At 65.9% G+C, this 15,616-nt stretch carries 9 protein-coding genes; 8 read left to right on the top strand and 1 reads right to left on the bottom strand.

The annotated features are described in order from the left end of the window. Nucleotides 1–28 precede the first annotated feature (28 nt). The 7 genes from ACFWUP_RS20070 to ACFWUP_RS20040 all read left to right on the top strand — a co-directional run bounded on the left by ACFWUP_RS20070 (nt 29) and on the right by ACFWUP_RS20040 (nt 13,566). Nucleotides 29–1,849: an alpha/beta hydrolase-fold protein gene (locus tag ACFWUP_RS20070; RefSeq protein ID WP_379236529.1), complete on the top strand. Its 1,821-nt coding sequence runs from the start codon at nt 29–31 to the stop codon at nt 1,847–1,849. A 111-nt stretch (nt 1,850–1,960) separates the two neighbouring features. Beyond that, a complete protein-coding gene (locus ACFWUP_RS20065) occupies nt 1,961–2,458 on the top strand; it encodes a DUF732 domain-containing protein (RefSeq protein WP_379236371.1) in 498 nt (165 codons plus the stop codon). After that, nucleotides 2,452–3,444 (top strand): cutinase family protein, encoded by a 993-nt coding sequence (locus ACFWUP_RS20060; RefSeq protein ID WP_379236527.1) that lies wholly within the window; start codon nt 2,452–2,454, stop codon nt 3,442–3,444. Before ACFWUP_RS20065 ends, ACFWUP_RS20060 begins: the two co-directional genes overlap by 7 nt. A gap of 140 nt (nt 3,445–3,584) precedes the next feature. After that, entirely contained in the window at nt 3,585–4,604 is a 1,020-nt protein-coding gene (locus ACFWUP_RS20055) for an LLM class F420-dependent oxidoreductase (protein ID WP_379236369.1), read from the top strand. A 183-nt stretch (nt 4,605–4,787) separates the two neighbouring features. Further along, entirely contained in the window at nt 4,788–6,698 is a 1,911-nt protein-coding gene (gene fadD32 / locus ACFWUP_RS20050) for a long-chain-fatty-acid--AMP ligase FadD32 (RefSeq protein WP_379236367.1), read from the top strand. A 94-nt stretch (nt 6,699–6,792) separates the two neighbouring features. Continuing rightward, complete coding sequence (pks13, locus tag ACFWUP_RS20045) at nt 6,793–12,021, top strand: polyketide synthase Pks13 (RefSeq protein ID WP_379236365.1); 5,229 nt, start codon at nt 6,793–6,795, stop codon at nt 12,019–12,021. Then, nucleotides 12,022–13,566 (top strand): acyl-CoA carboxylase subunit beta, encoded by a 1,545-nt coding sequence (locus ACFWUP_RS20040; protein WP_379236363.1) that lies wholly within the window; start codon nt 12,022–12,024, stop codon nt 13,564–13,566. Between the two features lie 586 nt (nt 13,567–14,152). On the opposite strand, the gene ACFWUP_RS20035 is transcribed toward ACFWUP_RS20040, so the two are convergent. Beyond that, entirely contained in the window at nt 14,153–14,746 is a 594-nt protein-coding gene (locus ACFWUP_RS20035) for a hypothetical protein (protein WP_379236361.1), read from the bottom strand. 167 nt (nt 14,747–14,913) lie between these two features. Here ACFWUP_RS20035 and ACFWUP_RS20030 point away from each other — a divergent pair, with 167 nt between their 5' ends. Then, the gene (locus ACFWUP_RS20030) at nt 14,914–15,573 is read left to right on the top strand and encodes a hypothetical protein (RefSeq protein WP_379236359.1); all 660 of its coding nucleotides are present in this window, start codon (nt 14,914–14,916) and stop codon (nt 15,571–15,573) included. Nucleotides 15,574–15,616: the final 43 nt, after the last annotated feature.

Below are 15,616 nucleotides of genomic sequence, written 5' to 3'. Positions count from 1 at the left end.
CCAATTCCGGGATGAGGAGGGTCGCGTGATGAAAAATCGTGGAGTCTCGACACCGATGCGTCGGATCCTCGGAATCGCGGTCATGGCGGCGGCCTTGCTCGGACCGGCCGTCACCGTTCCCGCGCAGGCGCAGCCAGGTGTTTCGGCCGTGCAGCGGGTGGACTGGCTCTCGGATCGGCGGGTGGCGCTGTGGGTGTACTCGGCTGCGATGAAAACCCCGATCCAGGTGCAGATGCTGCTGGCGCGGGACTGGAACAGCAACCCCGACGCGAAATTCCCGATGATGCTCATGCTCGACGGCCTGCGCGCGCAGGACGACGAGAACGGCTGGACCAAAGACGCCGACGCCGAGGGTTTCTACGCCGACAAGAACGTGAACGTGGTGCTGCCGGTGGGCGGTCAGTCGAGCTGGTACTCGGACTGGCTCGCACCCGACAACGGCCTCACCTACAAGTGGGAAACCTTCCTGACCAAGGAACTCCCGCCGATCCTCGAACGTGACTGGCGGACCACGGAGGTGCGTGGGGTACAAGGACTTTCGATGGGCGGAACCGCGGCGATGAATCTCGCGGGCCGCAATCCCGGCCTGATGAAATACGTGGCCTCCTATTCGGGCCTGCTCACCACCACGACACTCGGGATGCCGCAGGCGATCACCTTCGCCAACAAGGACGCGGGCGGTTTCGACGCGGCCGCGATGTGGGGTCCCCCCGGCAGCCCCGAGTGGGAAGCCCACGATCCCTACCTGTTGGCCGACAAGCTCAAAGGCGTGAGCATGTACGTCTCCAGCGGCAGCGGGCTGGCGGGCACCCACGATCAGCTCGGTGAAGTGCCCTTGATGAGCGAGAACTGGGCGGGCACCGGGTTGGAGATCCTCTCGCGGCTGTCGACCCAGAATTTCGTCGCCAAACTCGAGAAGCTGGCGATCCCGGTGCAGGCGAATTACCGTCCCGCGGGCACGCATACGTGGCCGTACTGGGATTTCGAGATGCGCCAGTCGTGGACGCAGGCAGCCGCGGCGCTCGGCACCGATCCCGCTGGCGCCACCTGCGCCCTCGGCGGCGCGATCGCCGGTGTCGCGCAGGCCGCGAACTGGCTGGGCAACTGTGTGACCGCCGAATACCCGGCGGGCACCGGAATCGTGCAGGACTTCATGAACGGCCGGGTGTTCCATTCGGCCGCGACGGGCACACACGCGGTGGCCGGGCGCATCGGCGGCACCTACGCCGGGATCGGTGGCGCGTCGTCGCCGCTGGGCCTGCCCAACGGTGACGATCGCGGCCTGCCCGACGGGCGTGGCCGCATGCAGACCTTCGAGGGTGGTTCGATCTACTGGACCCCGCAGACCGGCGCCCAGGTGGTGCGCGGTGCGTTCCTCGACGCGTGGGCCAAGCAGGGTTTCGAAGGCGGGCCCGCCGGCTACCCGGTGGCCGCCGAAGCGCCCACACCCAGCCGGCACGGCTCGGTGCAGGCCTTCGAACACGGTCCGATGTTCTTCAGTCCGGCCACCGGCGCGCATCAGGTGCAGGGCTTCATCCTGGACAAGTACAGCCAGCTCGGCTTCGAGAACAGCCCACTCGGTTTCCCCGTGGCAGGCGAAGCGCCGCTGAAGGACTTCGGGCGGTTCAGCCGGTTCGAGGGCGGCAACATCTACTGGAGTCCGCTCTCGGGCGCCTGGTCGGTGCGCAACGGTGCGCTCGCCGACGCCTGGGGCGCGCAGGGGTTCGAGAACGGCAGGCTCGGGTATCCGGTGAGCGACGAGTTCGCCGTTCCGGGCGGAATCCAGCAGAACTTCCAGACCGGGTTCATCGTCGTGCGAGACGGCAAATCCGAAGTTCACGGGGTGTGATCTCGGGCTGAGAACTCTCTGAGCAACACCTGCGCGGTACCCGGTGACGCCGATTGTCCGGCTAGCCTGGTCTGCGACCGCTTCCCTGACGAACGATCGAGGAACATCTTCATGCATCGGATCACTGGCAAGGTAGCCGGATCGGTCGCGGCGCTGGCCGCCGTCGCCCTCTTGTCCGCCTGTGGTGGCAACGACTCGACCGCGTCGCAGACGCCCACTTTGTCGTCCAGCGCCGCCGCGAAGTCGACGACGACGCCACCGGTCGTCATCGAGCCGCCCGCCGAGGCCCCGACCAGCACCGAGACCAGCGCGTCCGCCGAGACGCCGACGCCGATCCCGCAGACCACCGCGGCCGCCCCCGCGACCGGCAAGGACAAGGCGTTCCTCGACGAGCTGGCCAAGAACGGCATCACCCCCGGTGATCAGACCACCGCGATCACCACCGCCTCCTACATCTGTTCCACCAAGGGCACCGGCGCCAGTGACGCCGATATCGCCACCTTCGTCGCCGCGATGGCGGGCACCGACCCGTCCTTCGACGCGTCGAAGATGGATGTCAACCAGGCAGCGCAGATCTACATCGCCGCCGCGAACTCGACCTACTGCTAGTGACGCCCCGACCGACGCGAGGTTCTCGCAGGTTCTGGCCTGCGGGGTGTTTCACCGTGCTGGCGGTGCTGGTCCTGGCGGTCATCGTCATCGTGCTGCTGTGGTACCTGCTCGCGGGACGGTTGAAAACCCCGCCGGGCACCCCGCCCACCGAGCCGCCGCCGACGTCGCAGTCGGCGGAGTGTCCCGATGTGATGCTGCTCTCGATTCCCGGCACGTGGGAGTCGTCGAGCAACGACGATCCGTACAACCCGACGGCCAACCCGATCTCGTTGATGCTCAGCGTGTCCGGGCCCTTGCGGCAGCAGTTCCCGGACAACCGGCTCGAGGTGTACACGGTTCCGTACGTGGCCCAGTTCTCGAACCCGATCGCGATCCCGCCGGACGGTCAGGCCTCCTACAACAACAGCCGCACCGAGGGCACCGCGCGGGCGACCGACATCCTGGCCCAGCGGCACAAGGAATGCCCGCTGACGAATTTCGTGATCGCGGGCTTCTCCCAGGGTGGCGTGATCGCCGGTGACATCGCCGCCCAGATCGGCGCGGGCAACGGTCCGGTCCCGGAGGCCAATGTGCTCGGCGTGACGGTGATCGCCGACGGCCGCCGCACCGCCACCGGTCCTGGTCAACCCACCGAGATCGGTGATCCGCCGCCCGCGGGGGAGGGCGCCGAGGTGGCGCTCAAGGGTGTGAACGTGCCCGGCATCAGCATGACGGGTCCGCGTCCCGGCGGTTTCGGCACACTGGCATCGCGGACGTACTCCATCTGCGCGCCCGGCGACATGATCTGCGACGCGCCGCGCGAGGCCCTCAATCCGCTCAATGTGCTCGGCAGCATCGCCGCGCTGATCCGCTCGGCGGGCAATCCCGTGCACGCGCTGTACGCCTCGAACACGGTGGACGGCAACGGCACAACGGCCACCCAGTGGACGGTCAACTGGGCTGCTGCCCTTATTGAGAACGCACCACATCCGCCGCATTCCTGACGGAGTTGTCACAGTCACAGTGGGGGCGTGATTGCCATGCTTCACGCCCCGCTGTGACATCCGCACGCCGGATTGCTCGCACGCTGTAAAGTGCGCTGGGAATTGCGCCCGAGTACACACCAGCCAGGAGCGAAGAGTTCATGACCGAAGCTGCCGCACCCGTCGGTGAGTTGACCGCACTGGGTACGCCGCTGCGTCCGTTCCGCTTCGGAGCGGCCGGAGAGGGCAACAAGCAGGAGGGTGGCGCGCGCAAGTTCGTTCAGACGGCGCAGGAAGCCGAAGAGATGGGTTACGACACCTTCTTCGTTCCTGACCACCTCGGCGATCAGATCGGCCCGATCGCCGCGCTGGGCGCACTCACCCAAGCCACGTCCAAGATCCGCCTCGGCACCTCGGTGCTGGCCAACGGTTTACGTCATCCGGTCGTGGTCGCCAAGGAGCTGGCCACCCTCGATGTGCTGTCCAAGGGACGGCTCGAGGTCGGCGTCGGCGCGGGCTGGATCAAGGAAGAATTCGACAACGCGGGCATCCCGTTCGAGCGTCCCGGCATCCGGCTGGAGAAGCTCGACGAGTCGCTGACCATTCTGGACACGCTGCTGCGCGGCCAGGAGTGCAATTTCGAGGGCAAGCACTATCAGGTGCGTGGCATCAAGGGCACTCCGCGCCCACGGCAGGGCCCGCGCCCGCCGCTGTGCACCGGCGGTGGCGGTCCGAAGATGCTGGCGCTGGCGGCCAAGCACGCCGACATCGTCTCGGTCGTGCCGCAGACCACCAAGAACGGCAAGGGCCTGCTCTCGGGCATCACGCTCGAGAAGACGATCGAGAAGGTCAACATCGTCAAGGCCGCTGCCGGTGATCGCTTCGCCGATATCGAACTGAACTGGGCCATCACCGCGATCGTCATCACCGACGACCGGGAGAAGACCGCCGAGATGGCGCTGCGCGCGATCGAACGCGGCCTGCATCCCGACCTCGAAGTCGACGTCGAGCTGACCGTCGAGGAGATTCTGGACTCGCCCTACATCGCGATCGGCACGTTCGAGGAAATCGCCGAACAGGTCAAGCGTGTGCGGCAACTCACTTCGATGTCGTATGTGGGCATCTTTCCTACCCAGATGGACGCTTTCGCGCCTGTCATTCCGCTGCTGCGGGAGGAGTGAGCGGGGGCTCTCTGTAACATGATTCTGGTTTGAAAACATCTAGCCGTTAGTGGTCACCGCGCAGACCACTCGAAAATCCGCAGGTTGTCGACGCACGTTCGTGCGGGTTCGATGGCCGGTGGCGATATAGCGAGTCGAGGCCGCAGAGCTTGTCATCGCGTGTCCTCGCAAGGAGAAGAAGGAATGGACGAGACTTTCGACGACTACCTGGACGAAACCGGGAACATCAGGATTCCCGAGGGTCGGACCCTGGTCGATCACGTCGAGAAGCACACCCGTAACGATGCGAATACGCTCGCGTACCGCTACATCGACTATTCGCGGGAACGCGACGGCGAGGTGCACGAGCTGACCTGGCAGGAGTTCGGTGTACGGCTGCGCGCGGTGGCCGCTCGCCTGCAGCAGGTGACCAACCCGGGCGACCGGGTGGCGATCCTCGCGCCGCAGGGCCTGGATTACGTGATCTCCTTCTTCGCGGCGATCTACGCGGGCACCATCTCGGTGCCGCTGTTCGATCCCGACGAGCCGGGCCACACCGACCGCCTGCACGCTGTCCTCGGCGACTGCGAGCCGTCGGCGATCCTCACCGCGACCTCCTCGGCCGCCGGTGTCCGCCAGTTCTTCCGTTCGCTGCCCGCCGCGCAGCGCCCGCGCATCATCGCCGTCGACGCCATCCCGGACACCCTCGGTGACTCCTGGGTGCGCCCCGACACCGCGATCGACGACATCGCCTACCTGCAGTACACCTCGGGTTCCACCCGGGTACCCGCCGGCGTGGAGATCACCCACCGCGCCGTGGGCACCAACCTGCTGCAGATGATCAACTCGCTGAACATGAACGAGAACTCGCGCGGTGTCACCTGGCTGCCGCTGTTCCACGACATGGGCCTGCTGACGGTGATCCTGCCCGCCGTCGGCGGCAAGTTCATCACCATCATGTCGCCGAGTGCGTTCGTGCGCCGTCCCTCGCGCTGGATCAACGAGCTGGCCGCCGTGTCCGACGGTGCCGGTACGTTCGCGGCCGCGCCGAACTTCGCGTTCGAGCACGCCGCCGCGCGCGGGGTGCCGAAGGCGGGCGAGACGCTCGACCTGTCGAACGTGATCGGCCTGATCAACGGGTCAGAGCCGGTGACGGTCTCCTCGATGAAGAAGTTCAACGAGGCGTTCGCGCCGTACGGGCTGCCCAAGACCGCGATCAAGCCCTGCTACGGCATGGCGGAGGCCACGCTGTTCGTCTCGGCCACCCGGGCCGAGGACGAGGCCAAGTACGTCTACGTGGACCGCCACGAGCTCAACGCGGGCCGCATGGTGCGCGTGGACCAGTCGCACGAGTCGGCCATCGCGCAGGTCTCGTGTGGCTATGTCGGGCTGTCGCAGTGGGCCACCATCATCGACCCCGAGACCGCTGACACCGGCCAGGGTCGCGAGCTGCCCGACGGCCAGGTCGGCGAGATCTGGCTGCACGGCAACAACATGGGCATCGGTTACTGGGGTCGCCCCGCCGAGTCCACCAAGGCGTTCCGCAACAAGGTCACCGAGCCCATCGAGGGCGGCCACGCCGACGGCACCGATCCCGATGCCGACTGGATGCGTACCGGCGACTTCGGTGTGTACTTCGAAGGTGAGCTCTACATCACCGGTCGCGTCAAAGACCTGGTGATCGTCGACGGACGCAACCACTACCCGCAGGACCTGGAGTTCTCCGCGCAGGAGGCGTCCAAGTCGCTGCGTCCCGGTTTCGTCGCGGCCTTCGCGGTGCCCGCCAACCAGCTGCCCGCCGAGGTCTTCGCCGCCGACAGCCACTCCGGCCTGAAGTTCGACGTCGACGACGCGTCCGAGCAGCTGGTGATCGTGGCCGAACGCGGTCCCGGCGCCGGTAAGGCCGACCCGGGCCCGATCGCCGACGCGGTGCGCGCGGCGATCTCACAGCGCCACGGCGTGACCGCTCGTGACATCCTGCTGGTCCCCGCGGGTTCCATCCCGCGTACCTCCAGCGGCAAGATCGCCCGGCGTGCCTGCAAGGCCGCTTACCTCGAGGGAACGCTGCGCGGTGGTTACACCCAGCAGGCTTTCCCCGATGCACCGGAAGAGTAATTGGCTCGACACGGACGACGCCCGGCGTGCTGCTGCATGCCGGGCGTGGAGTTCCACGGCGCGCCCTGCACACAGACAGGTAGCTTGAGGACTGATGGCTGACAACGATGGCGCCCAGAATGAGAACCGTGCGGTGACTCCTGCCGGTAACCCACCGACGAGCGGTGAGCTTTCGGTAGCCGAGCTGCGCGAATGGTTGCGCCGCTGGGTCGCCGATGCGACCGGTCAGTCGGTCGACGCGATCACCGTCGACCGGCCGATGGAGGAGTTCGGGCTCGCCTCGCGCGATGCGCTGGCGCTCGGTGGCGACATCGAGGACCTGACCGGTGTGGTCCTGACGCCGACCGTCGTCTACCAGCACCCGACCATCGCTTCGCTGGCCGAGGTCATCGTGCACGGTGAGCCGGAGGCTCCTGCCGAGGATTCCTCGGAGTACACCGCCGCGTACGCGCCTTCGGAGGCGCATGATGTCGCGGTGGTGGGTCTGTCGACGCGTCTGCCGGGTGCGGGGACGACTCCCGAGTCGACCTGGGAGTTCATCATCGGTCGTGGGGACGCGATTCGTGAGCTGCCGGAAGGTCGTTGGGAGGAATTCCTCTCCAACCCGTCCGTTGCCGAGACGGTCGACCGGGCCAACACCCTCGGCGGCTACCTGGACCAGGACGTCATCAAGGGTTTCGACGCCGAGTTCTTCGCCATGTCGCCGATCGAGGTCGAGCAGGTCGACCCGCAGCAGCGGCTGATGATGGAGCTCACCTGGGAGGCGCTCGAACACGCGCGCATCCCGGCCAGTGACCTCAAGGGCGGCCAGGTCGGCGTGTTCGTCGGCTCGTCCACCAACGATTTCCAGATGATCGCCTCGCTCGGTCTCGGCGACACCGATCCCGACGCGCCCGCCTCCTCGCGCGGCTACGCGCTGCTCGGCGGCTCGACCGGCATCATCGCCAACCGCGTCTCCTACTTCTACGACTTCCGTGGCCCCTCGGTCACCGTCGACACCGCCTGCTCGTCGACCATCGTCGCCGTGCACCAGGCCGTGCGCGCGCTGCGTACCGGCGAGGCCGAGGTGGCGCTCGCCGGTGGCGTGAACATGATCCTGGCCCCGGTGATCACCCTCGGTTTCGACCAGAACGGCGCCGTCGCCAAGGACGGGCACATCAAGGCGTTCTCCTCCGATGCCGACGGCATGGTTCGTTCCGAGGGCGCGGGCATGATCGTGCTCAAGCGTCTGGCCGACGCCGAGCGCGACGGCGACAACATCCTGGGCGTCATCAAGGGTTCCGCGGTGAACTCCGATGGCCGCTCGAATGGTCTGTTCGCGCCCAACCCCGACGCACAGGCCGACGTCCTGCGCGCCGCCTACCGTGACGCGGGCATCGTCCCGAACACCGTCGACTACATCGAGGCCCACGGCACCGGAACCCCGATCGGCGACCCGATCGAGGCCGAGGCGCTGGCTCGCGTGATCGGCCGTGGCCGTGACGCCGACAAGCCCGCCCTGCTCGGTTCGGCCAAGACCAACTTCGGCCACCTCGAGTCCGGCGCGGGCGTCCCGGCTCTGGCGAAGGTGCTGATGTCGTTCCAGCACAACGTGATTCCGCCGAATATCAACTACGCCGGCCCGAGCCCGTACATCCCGTTCGAGCAGGCCAATCTCAAGGTCGTCGACGAGCCCACCGAGTACCCGCGCTACAGCGGTGTCGCGACCGTGGGCATCTCCGGTTTCGGTTTCGGTGGCACCAACGCGCACGTGGTGCTGCAGGAGTACGTGCCGACCGCGCCCGTGGTCGAGGACGTGACCCCTGAGCAGGTCGCCGCGGTGGAGCTCGCCGACGAGATCGAGGGCACGGAGACCACCGATGTGGTCGCCGAGGCCACCGCGATCACCGAGGCCGCCGCCGAGATCGTGCAGCCCACCCCCGTCCTCGAGTGGGACGGCGAGCGCGTGGAGCCGCTGCCGGTCGTCCTGGCTATTTCCGCCTACCTGCCCTCGCGTCGCAAGCGCGCCGCCGCCGAGCTGGCCGACTGGCTCGAAGGCGCGGGCAAGGACGTGCCGCTGGCCGACGTCGCCCGTTCGCTGGCCAAGCGCAGCCACCAGCGTTCGCGCGGTGTGGTGCTGGCCAAGACCCACGAAGAGGCCGTCACCGGTCTGCGTGCCATCGCCGAGGGCAAGCCCGGCGCCGGTGTGTTCACCGCCGATTCGCCCGCGTCCAACGGTCCGGTCTGGGTGTTCTCCGGTTTCGGTTCCCAGCACCGCAAGATGGCCAAGCAGCTCTACGGCGAGAACTCGATCTTCCGCAAGGCCGTCGACGAGGTCGACGAACTGGTGCTGGACGAGGCCGGTTACTCGGTCCGCGAGATGATCCTGGACGACGCTCAGGACTACGACACCGGCACCTGCCAGGTCGGCATCTTCACCATCCAGCTCGGCCTCGCCGCTGTGCTGCGCGCCCATGGCGCGGAACCTGCTGCGGTGGTTGGTCATTCGATGGGTGAGGTGGCAGGCTCCTACATCGCCGGTGGGCTCTCGATCGAAGACGCGGTGCGCGTGATCTGCGCCCGGTCGCGTCTGATGGGCGAGGGCGAGCAGATGCTCACCGACGAAGAAGCGGGCCGGATGGCGCTGGTGGAACTCAGCGCCCACGATGTGGCGCAGCTGTTGCCGAAGTACCCCGATGTGGAGTGCGCGGTGTACGCCGCGCCGACCAACACCGTCATCGGCGGTCCGTTCGAGCAGGTGGAGCAGATTGTCGCCGAGGTCGAGGCGATGGGCAAGTTCGCCCGCATCCTCCAGACCCGTGGCGCGGGCCACACCTCCCAGATGGACCCGCTGTTGGGCGAGCTCGCCGCCGAACTGGCCGGGATCGAACCGACCTCGCTGACGACCGGCCTGTACTCCACGGTGCACGAGGGCCTGTTCTTCAAGCCCGGCTCCGAGCCGATCCACGACGAGCCCTACTGGGTGAAGAACATGCGCCACAGCGTGTGGTTCACCAACGCGGTCAAGGCCGCCGTCGACTCCGGCCACACCACGTTCCTGGAACTGGCGCCCAATTCCGTTGCGCTGATGCAGGTTCTGGGCACCACCTTCGCGGCGGGCGTGCACGACGCGCAGCTCATCCCGACGCTCAAGCGTAAGGAAGACGAGTCCGCCGGTGTGATCGGCGCGCTCGCCCAGCTCTACGTGCACGGCCACGCCGTGAACCTGAGTTCGCTGCTGCCCCAAGGTGATTACGCCGACGTGCCGCGAACCGCGTTCGTGCGCAAGGAGTACTGGCCCAAGGTGTCGATGTCGTCGGGCGGTGGGAACACCCGCGTGCCCGGCGCGCACGTCGCCATGCCGGACGGCCGTCACGCCTGGGAGGTGCAGGCCTCTTCGGTGAGCGACCTCGCCGCGCTGGTGAAAGCCGCTGCCGCACAGGTCCTTTCCGATGTCACGGTCTCGGTTTCGCATCCGCACGCCGCGCTGCCCACTTCCGGTACGCTGACCACCACGCTGACCCCGCACCTCGGTGGGGCGTCGGTGCAGGTGCACGCCAAGTCGCCGGTCGGGTTCACCCTGCTGTTCGACGCGGTCGTCACCTCCGGTGCGGCGCTGCCCGAACCGGCTGCCGCCGTTGCTGTTCCGGCTGCTGTCGCTGAGCCGACCGCCGCCGAGATCGCCATCGCGACCGGTGACCGGTGGAGCCCCGACAGTGGCGAGACCATCGAGCAGCGACTGTGCGTGATCGTCGCCGAGTCCATGGGTTACGCCGTCGAGGACCTCCCGATGGAGATTCCGCTGATGGAGCTCGGGCTCGATTCGCTGATGGCCATGCGCATCAAGAACCGCGTCGAATACGAATTCGACATCCCGCAGCTGCAGATCTCGGCCGTGCGCGACGCCAGCCTCAACGAGGTGTCGAAGGTGCTGCGCTACGCGATCGAGCATCGCGACGAGGTCGCGGCGATGGCGGAGAAGCAGGCTGCTGCCAAGGCTGCCGGTGAAGATGTCGAGCTGGGTGTCGACGCCAACTTCGTCGAGGCTGCTCGGGCTGCGATTGCCGCGGGTGAGGATCCGTTGGCGGTGGCGAAGAAGGCCGAAGCCGAGCTTTCTTCGGAAGCTGCTGTGGCCGAATCGGTTTCGGATGCTGCCGAGGTGGACGCGCCTGTGGCCGAATCGGTTTCGGAGCCGGCAACCACCGAGTCGGCTGTCGCTGACATCGACTACTTCGCCGACGCCGCCGCAGGCGACGAGGACAACGTTCCGCCGCGTGATGCTGCCGAGCGCCTGACCTACGCGACCTGGGCCGTCGTCACCGGTGCTTCGCCCGGCGGCATCTTCAACACCCTGCCGATCCTCGAAGAGGAGCTGGCAGAGAAGATGGCGGCGCGCCTCACCGAGCGGGTCGGAGCTGAGGTCACCGTCGACGACGTGCTCGACTGCGAGACCATCGAACAACTCTCCGATATCGTGCGTGGCCTGCAGGACAGCGGTGCCGACGTGGACGGTTTCGTCCGTCCGCTGCGCGCCCGTGTCGATGGATCCGACGCCACTCCAGTGTTCGTGTTCCATCCCGCCGGCGGCAACACCCTCGTCTACGAGCCGCTGCTCAAGCGACTGCCCGCCGACACCCCCATGTACGGCTTCGAGCGTGTCGACGGTTCGATCGAGGAGCGCGCCCGCCAGTACCTGCCCGAGCTGCGCAAGATCCAGGGCGAGGGCCCGTACGTGCTGTACGGCTGGTCGCTGGGCGCGGTGCTCGCACTGCAGGTGGGTCAGTTGCTGCGCGCGGAAGGCGCCGATGTGCGCCACGTCGGCCTGATCGACCTGGCCCGCACTGTCGAGGACGAGGACAACAGTCCCGAGGAGCGCGTGCGTCGCCTCGAGCGCTACCAGGCCTTCGCCAAGAAAACCTACAACGTCCCCGCCGAGCTCGACCGCGAACAGATCGAGGAGTTGGCCGCTGCCTCCGACGACGAGCAGTTCTCCATGATCAGCGATCTGATCAAGCTGTCCGGTGCGAAGATCCCCGGCGGTGTGCTCGAACACCAGCGCACCTCGTGGCTCGAGAACCGGGCGCTGACCGTCGCCGAGCCGCGCCAGTACGACGGCCACGCCGTGCTCTACCTGGCTGACCGCTACCACGACGGTGCGATCGAACTCGAACCCCGCTTCGCCGACCGCAAGCCCAACGGCGGCTGGGACGAGTTCATTCCGAACCTGGAGGTCGTCCACATTCCGGGCGACCACCTGCAGATTGTCGACGAACCGCGGATCGGCCAGATCGGTGCCGACCTCGCCGCCAAACTGGCCGCGATTTCCGCCAAGGAGAACAAGTAAGTGAGCACGACCGCCGAAAAACTTGCCGATCTGCACGTGCGGCTCGAGCTCGCCAAAGAACCAGCCGGTGCGAAGGGCATCGCCAAGCGGGCGCACAAGGGCATTCCCAGTGCTCGCGACCGCATCAACCAGCTGCTCGATCCCGGCACCTTCGTCGAGATCGGCGCGCTGGTGCGCAAGCCCGGCGACCCGACCGCGCTCTACGGTGACGGTGTCGTCGTCGGGCACGGCAAGATCGAGGGTCGCCCGGTGGCGGTGTTCTCCCATGATCAGACCGTGTACGGCGGTTCGGTCGGTGAGGCGTTCGGTCGCAAGCTGTGCGGGTTGATGCAGTACGCGTCGAAGGTCGGCATTCCGCTGGTCGGCATCAACGATTCCGGTGGCGCGCGCGTGCAGGAGGCGATCAGCTCGCTCGCCTGGTACGCGTGGATGGCGACCAATCTCGAGCCGCTGTCGGGCATGGTTCCGCTGGTCTCGGTGATCCTCGGCAACTGCGCCGGTGGTGCGGTCTACGAGCCGATCTGCACCGATGTGGTGGTGGCGACCGAGTCGGCGCACATGTTCGTCACCGGTCCGAAGATCATCAAAGAGGTCACCGGCGAGGACGTGAGCCTCGAGGAACTCGGTGGCGCGCGCACGCAGGCCCAGTACGGCAACATCCACCACGTCGCCAAGGACGAGGAGGCGGCGTTCAAGTGGGTGCGCGAGTACCTGGGTTACATGCCGAGCAGCTGCCAGGAACTGCCGCCGGTGGTGAACCCCGGTCTGGAACCGGAGATCACCGATTCCGACCGCGAGCTGAACTCGTTCATGCCCGATTCCGACAATGCCGGCTACGACATGTACGACATCCTGCTGCGCATCTTCGACGACGGTGAGTTCAAGGAGATCAGCGCCGACACCGGCCAGAACATCATCACCGGTTTCGCCCGCATCGACGGCCGCACCGTCGGCGTCGTCGCCAACCAGCCGATGGCCGCCGCGGGCGCCCTCGACGCCCGCGCCTCCGACAAGGCCTCGCACTTCGTGCGCCTGTGCGACGCCTTCGAGATCCCGCTGATCTTCGTCGTCGACACCCCCGGCTTCCTGCCCGGCGTCGAACAGGAGAAGGTCGGCGTCATCAAGCGCGGCGGCCGCTTCCTGTTCTCCTACGTCGAGGCCTCGGTCCCCAAGATCACCCTGGTGGTCCGCAAGTCCTACGGCGGCGGCTACGCGGTCATGGGCTCCAAGCAACTGGGCGCCGACATCAACCTCGCCTGGCCCACCGCCCGCATCGCGGTCATGGGCGCGGAAGGCGCCGTCAGTCTCCTAGGCGCAGCCCAAATCGCGGCAGCCCCCGAAGACCAGCGCGCCGCCATCCGCCAGAACCTGATCAACTTCTACAACGAAAACGTAGCCACCCCCTGGGTAGCCGCCGAACGCGGTTTCATCGACGCCATCATCGAACCGGCCACCACCCGCCTCGAACTCCGACGAGCCCTGAAGTTGCTCCAAGACAAGAAGATCCAGCGCAACCCCCGCAAGCACCACGTGCTGCCGCTGTAAACCAAGACCCCGAACGGGCCGCCACGAAACCCTTCGAGGCGCGGCCAGTCTGATCGTATGCTTCAGTGTTCCGTAGGTTACCGACCGCAGTTGAATACAGTCAGTTTGATCAATAGCAGACTTCCGGCATGTACCGCGGCAAGTTGTTCTTTCGTTATGTTCCATTCTTTTTTGCCTGGTTCGACGCTAGGCGGTGTAAGGAAAGAAATCGAAGCACCGCACTCGTCTGCTCGCTGTCCGAAGGCAACAACGGTGCTTTCTCGTTTCGGTCCCGCTGGCAGTTCTGGCCTGACCTCGCGTGGCTCGAGGGTAACTGTTGGCACCGAAGTCGATGCGAGCATGTCGGGCCTCGGTGGTGAACCGACGAAGTATGCGACCGCACTCGTTCGCTGATCATTCGGAAGGGCGACAACCGAGGTGCGTGAGAACCCTTGAATCGTCGTAGCTTCGGCAATTCGCTGCGCCTCGCCGGGCCCATTTCGCCATATTTCGCGAAAGCTCACGACTGAGATGCCAAGAAGGGTGATAATCACGATGATGGTTCCGACTGTCCACTGAATCCGAGATCGCCCATTCCGGTCATTTCTCACCGGTAGGCTCCCGTCCCGCGAAGAATTCTATCCGCTAACTCGAAAGTGCCCTCTGGCTTTACTGTACTCTGGCCATGTTCTATTTCATTGCCGAGAAAAGTAGATTCCCCCTCGGCGACGGATCGCGATCGGTCTTCGATGCCCAGGGCGTTATAGCTGGAGCTGAGAAATTGATTAATCGGCTGACTCGCCTTCACGTCAGGGGTAGCCAGTGCGGCGGAGTCGTCAGTGAGGAGTTTCAAATTGTACGCCGTGGCCTTCATTGCCAAATCGTCGTTTCCGACCAGATCCGACCAGCCTTCACCTTCGAATTGATCTGGAAATTTCGCCGCAGTTTGATCGAACTGGATCTGCTTCATATTGGTCAAGCCGATCGAGTTTCCGATCCCATCAGGACGGTCTTCCCACCATTCCCTGAGTCCAGTTGTGTCTTTTCTTGCCTGGTCGTACATCGTCCCATCGCCACCGACGGCACGTACAGGACGATCTGCGGCAAGGTGCGTGGCGTTCGAGATCGCGAGTATCCATTGAAAGCGGTTGTAGCTGTGGACGACCCGAAAGACATGGAGTGTCAGTACTGCTATGGGCAATGCGGCAAGGAAGGCATTCGCCTACTGCGATCGTGACCGACACGCAGGCACCTGACAGCGAAGAGGACCCCGCGCTGCGAGGTCCTCTTCGGAATATCGTGTGTCCGCGGGGGGAGGCCTGGGCCCACGAATCCCGCGACTCGTAGGAGCAAGCGTACAGTCTCCCCGTGCTCCTCGCAAAGCCTGCTGACCAAGCCGCGATCTGCCACGCGCTGAGCTCTCCTCGCGCAGGCACATATATCGCTGCGAGCGGTGGAAATCTTGTAAAGGCGCTAGCCCTCTATGGGTGGAATGCCCGCGTGTCGGCCGCACTGATGCTTCCGTCTCACTTTGCTGAGGTCACCACCCGCAATGCGGTCTCGGAAGGGTTGACTGCAGTGTATGGGGTGGACTGGCCGTGGAACGCGACCTTCACAGGAAGCCTGCCGTCGAAGACCGGGCCTGCATACAATCCGCAGAAGGACCTGGTTGCTACGAGGAAACGTCACGCGACGACCGGCAGCGTAGTCACAGAGCTGAAGTTCGCGTTCTGGCAGAGTATGTTCACATCCCGTCACGACGTACGTGTCTGGGATGGCCAGATCATCGCGCTGTTTCCGAATGCGTCCGGGATCGCCGCCCGGCAGCTTCGCGGCCAGGTCTATACCGACCTCGATGCCGTTCGAAAGCTACGCAACCGTGTGGCTCACCACGAGCCGGTATTCAACCGTAATCTAGGCGAAGATCTGTCACGGCTGCTCGAGCTGATCGAGCTTCGCTGCGGCCCGACTGCGGCGTGGGTGCGGTCGATGGAAGGAGTCGGCGCACTACTTACTCAGCGGCCGTAGCGTGAACGCAGCTATCGAGCGCAAAGGCCGCACCGCCGAAATG

Origin of the sequence: Nocardia sp. NPDC058658, from assembly GCF_042716665.1 — a bacterium.
Taxonomy (GTDB): Bacteria; Actinomycetota; Actinomycetes; order Mycobacteriales; family Mycobacteriaceae; genus Nocardia.
Note: the sequence above shows the minus strand (reverse complement) of the source record. Positions and strands in the feature narration are given on the sequence as shown.

Excerpts from the sequence above, each read along its gene's own strand:
- ACFWUP_RS20065 (WP_379236371.1), top strand. The coding sequence starts at position 1,961 with ATGCATCGGATCACTGGCAAGGTAGCCGGATCGGTCGCGGCGCTGGCC.
- ACFWUP_RS20055 (WP_379236369.1), top strand. The coding sequence starts at position 3,585 with ATGACCGAAGCTGCCGCACCCGTCGGTGAGTTGACCGCACTGGGTACG.
- pks13 (WP_379236365.1), top strand. The coding sequence starts at position 6,793 with ATGGCTGACAACGATGGCGCCCAGAATGAGAACCGTGCGGTGACTCCT.
- fadD32 (WP_379236367.1), top strand. The coding sequence starts at position 4,788 with ATGGACGAGACTTTCGACGACTACCTGGACGAAACCGGGAACATCAGG.
- ACFWUP_RS20070 (WP_379236529.1), top strand. The coding sequence starts at position 29 with ATGAAAAATCGTGGAGTCTCGACACCGATGCGTCGGATCCTCGGAATC.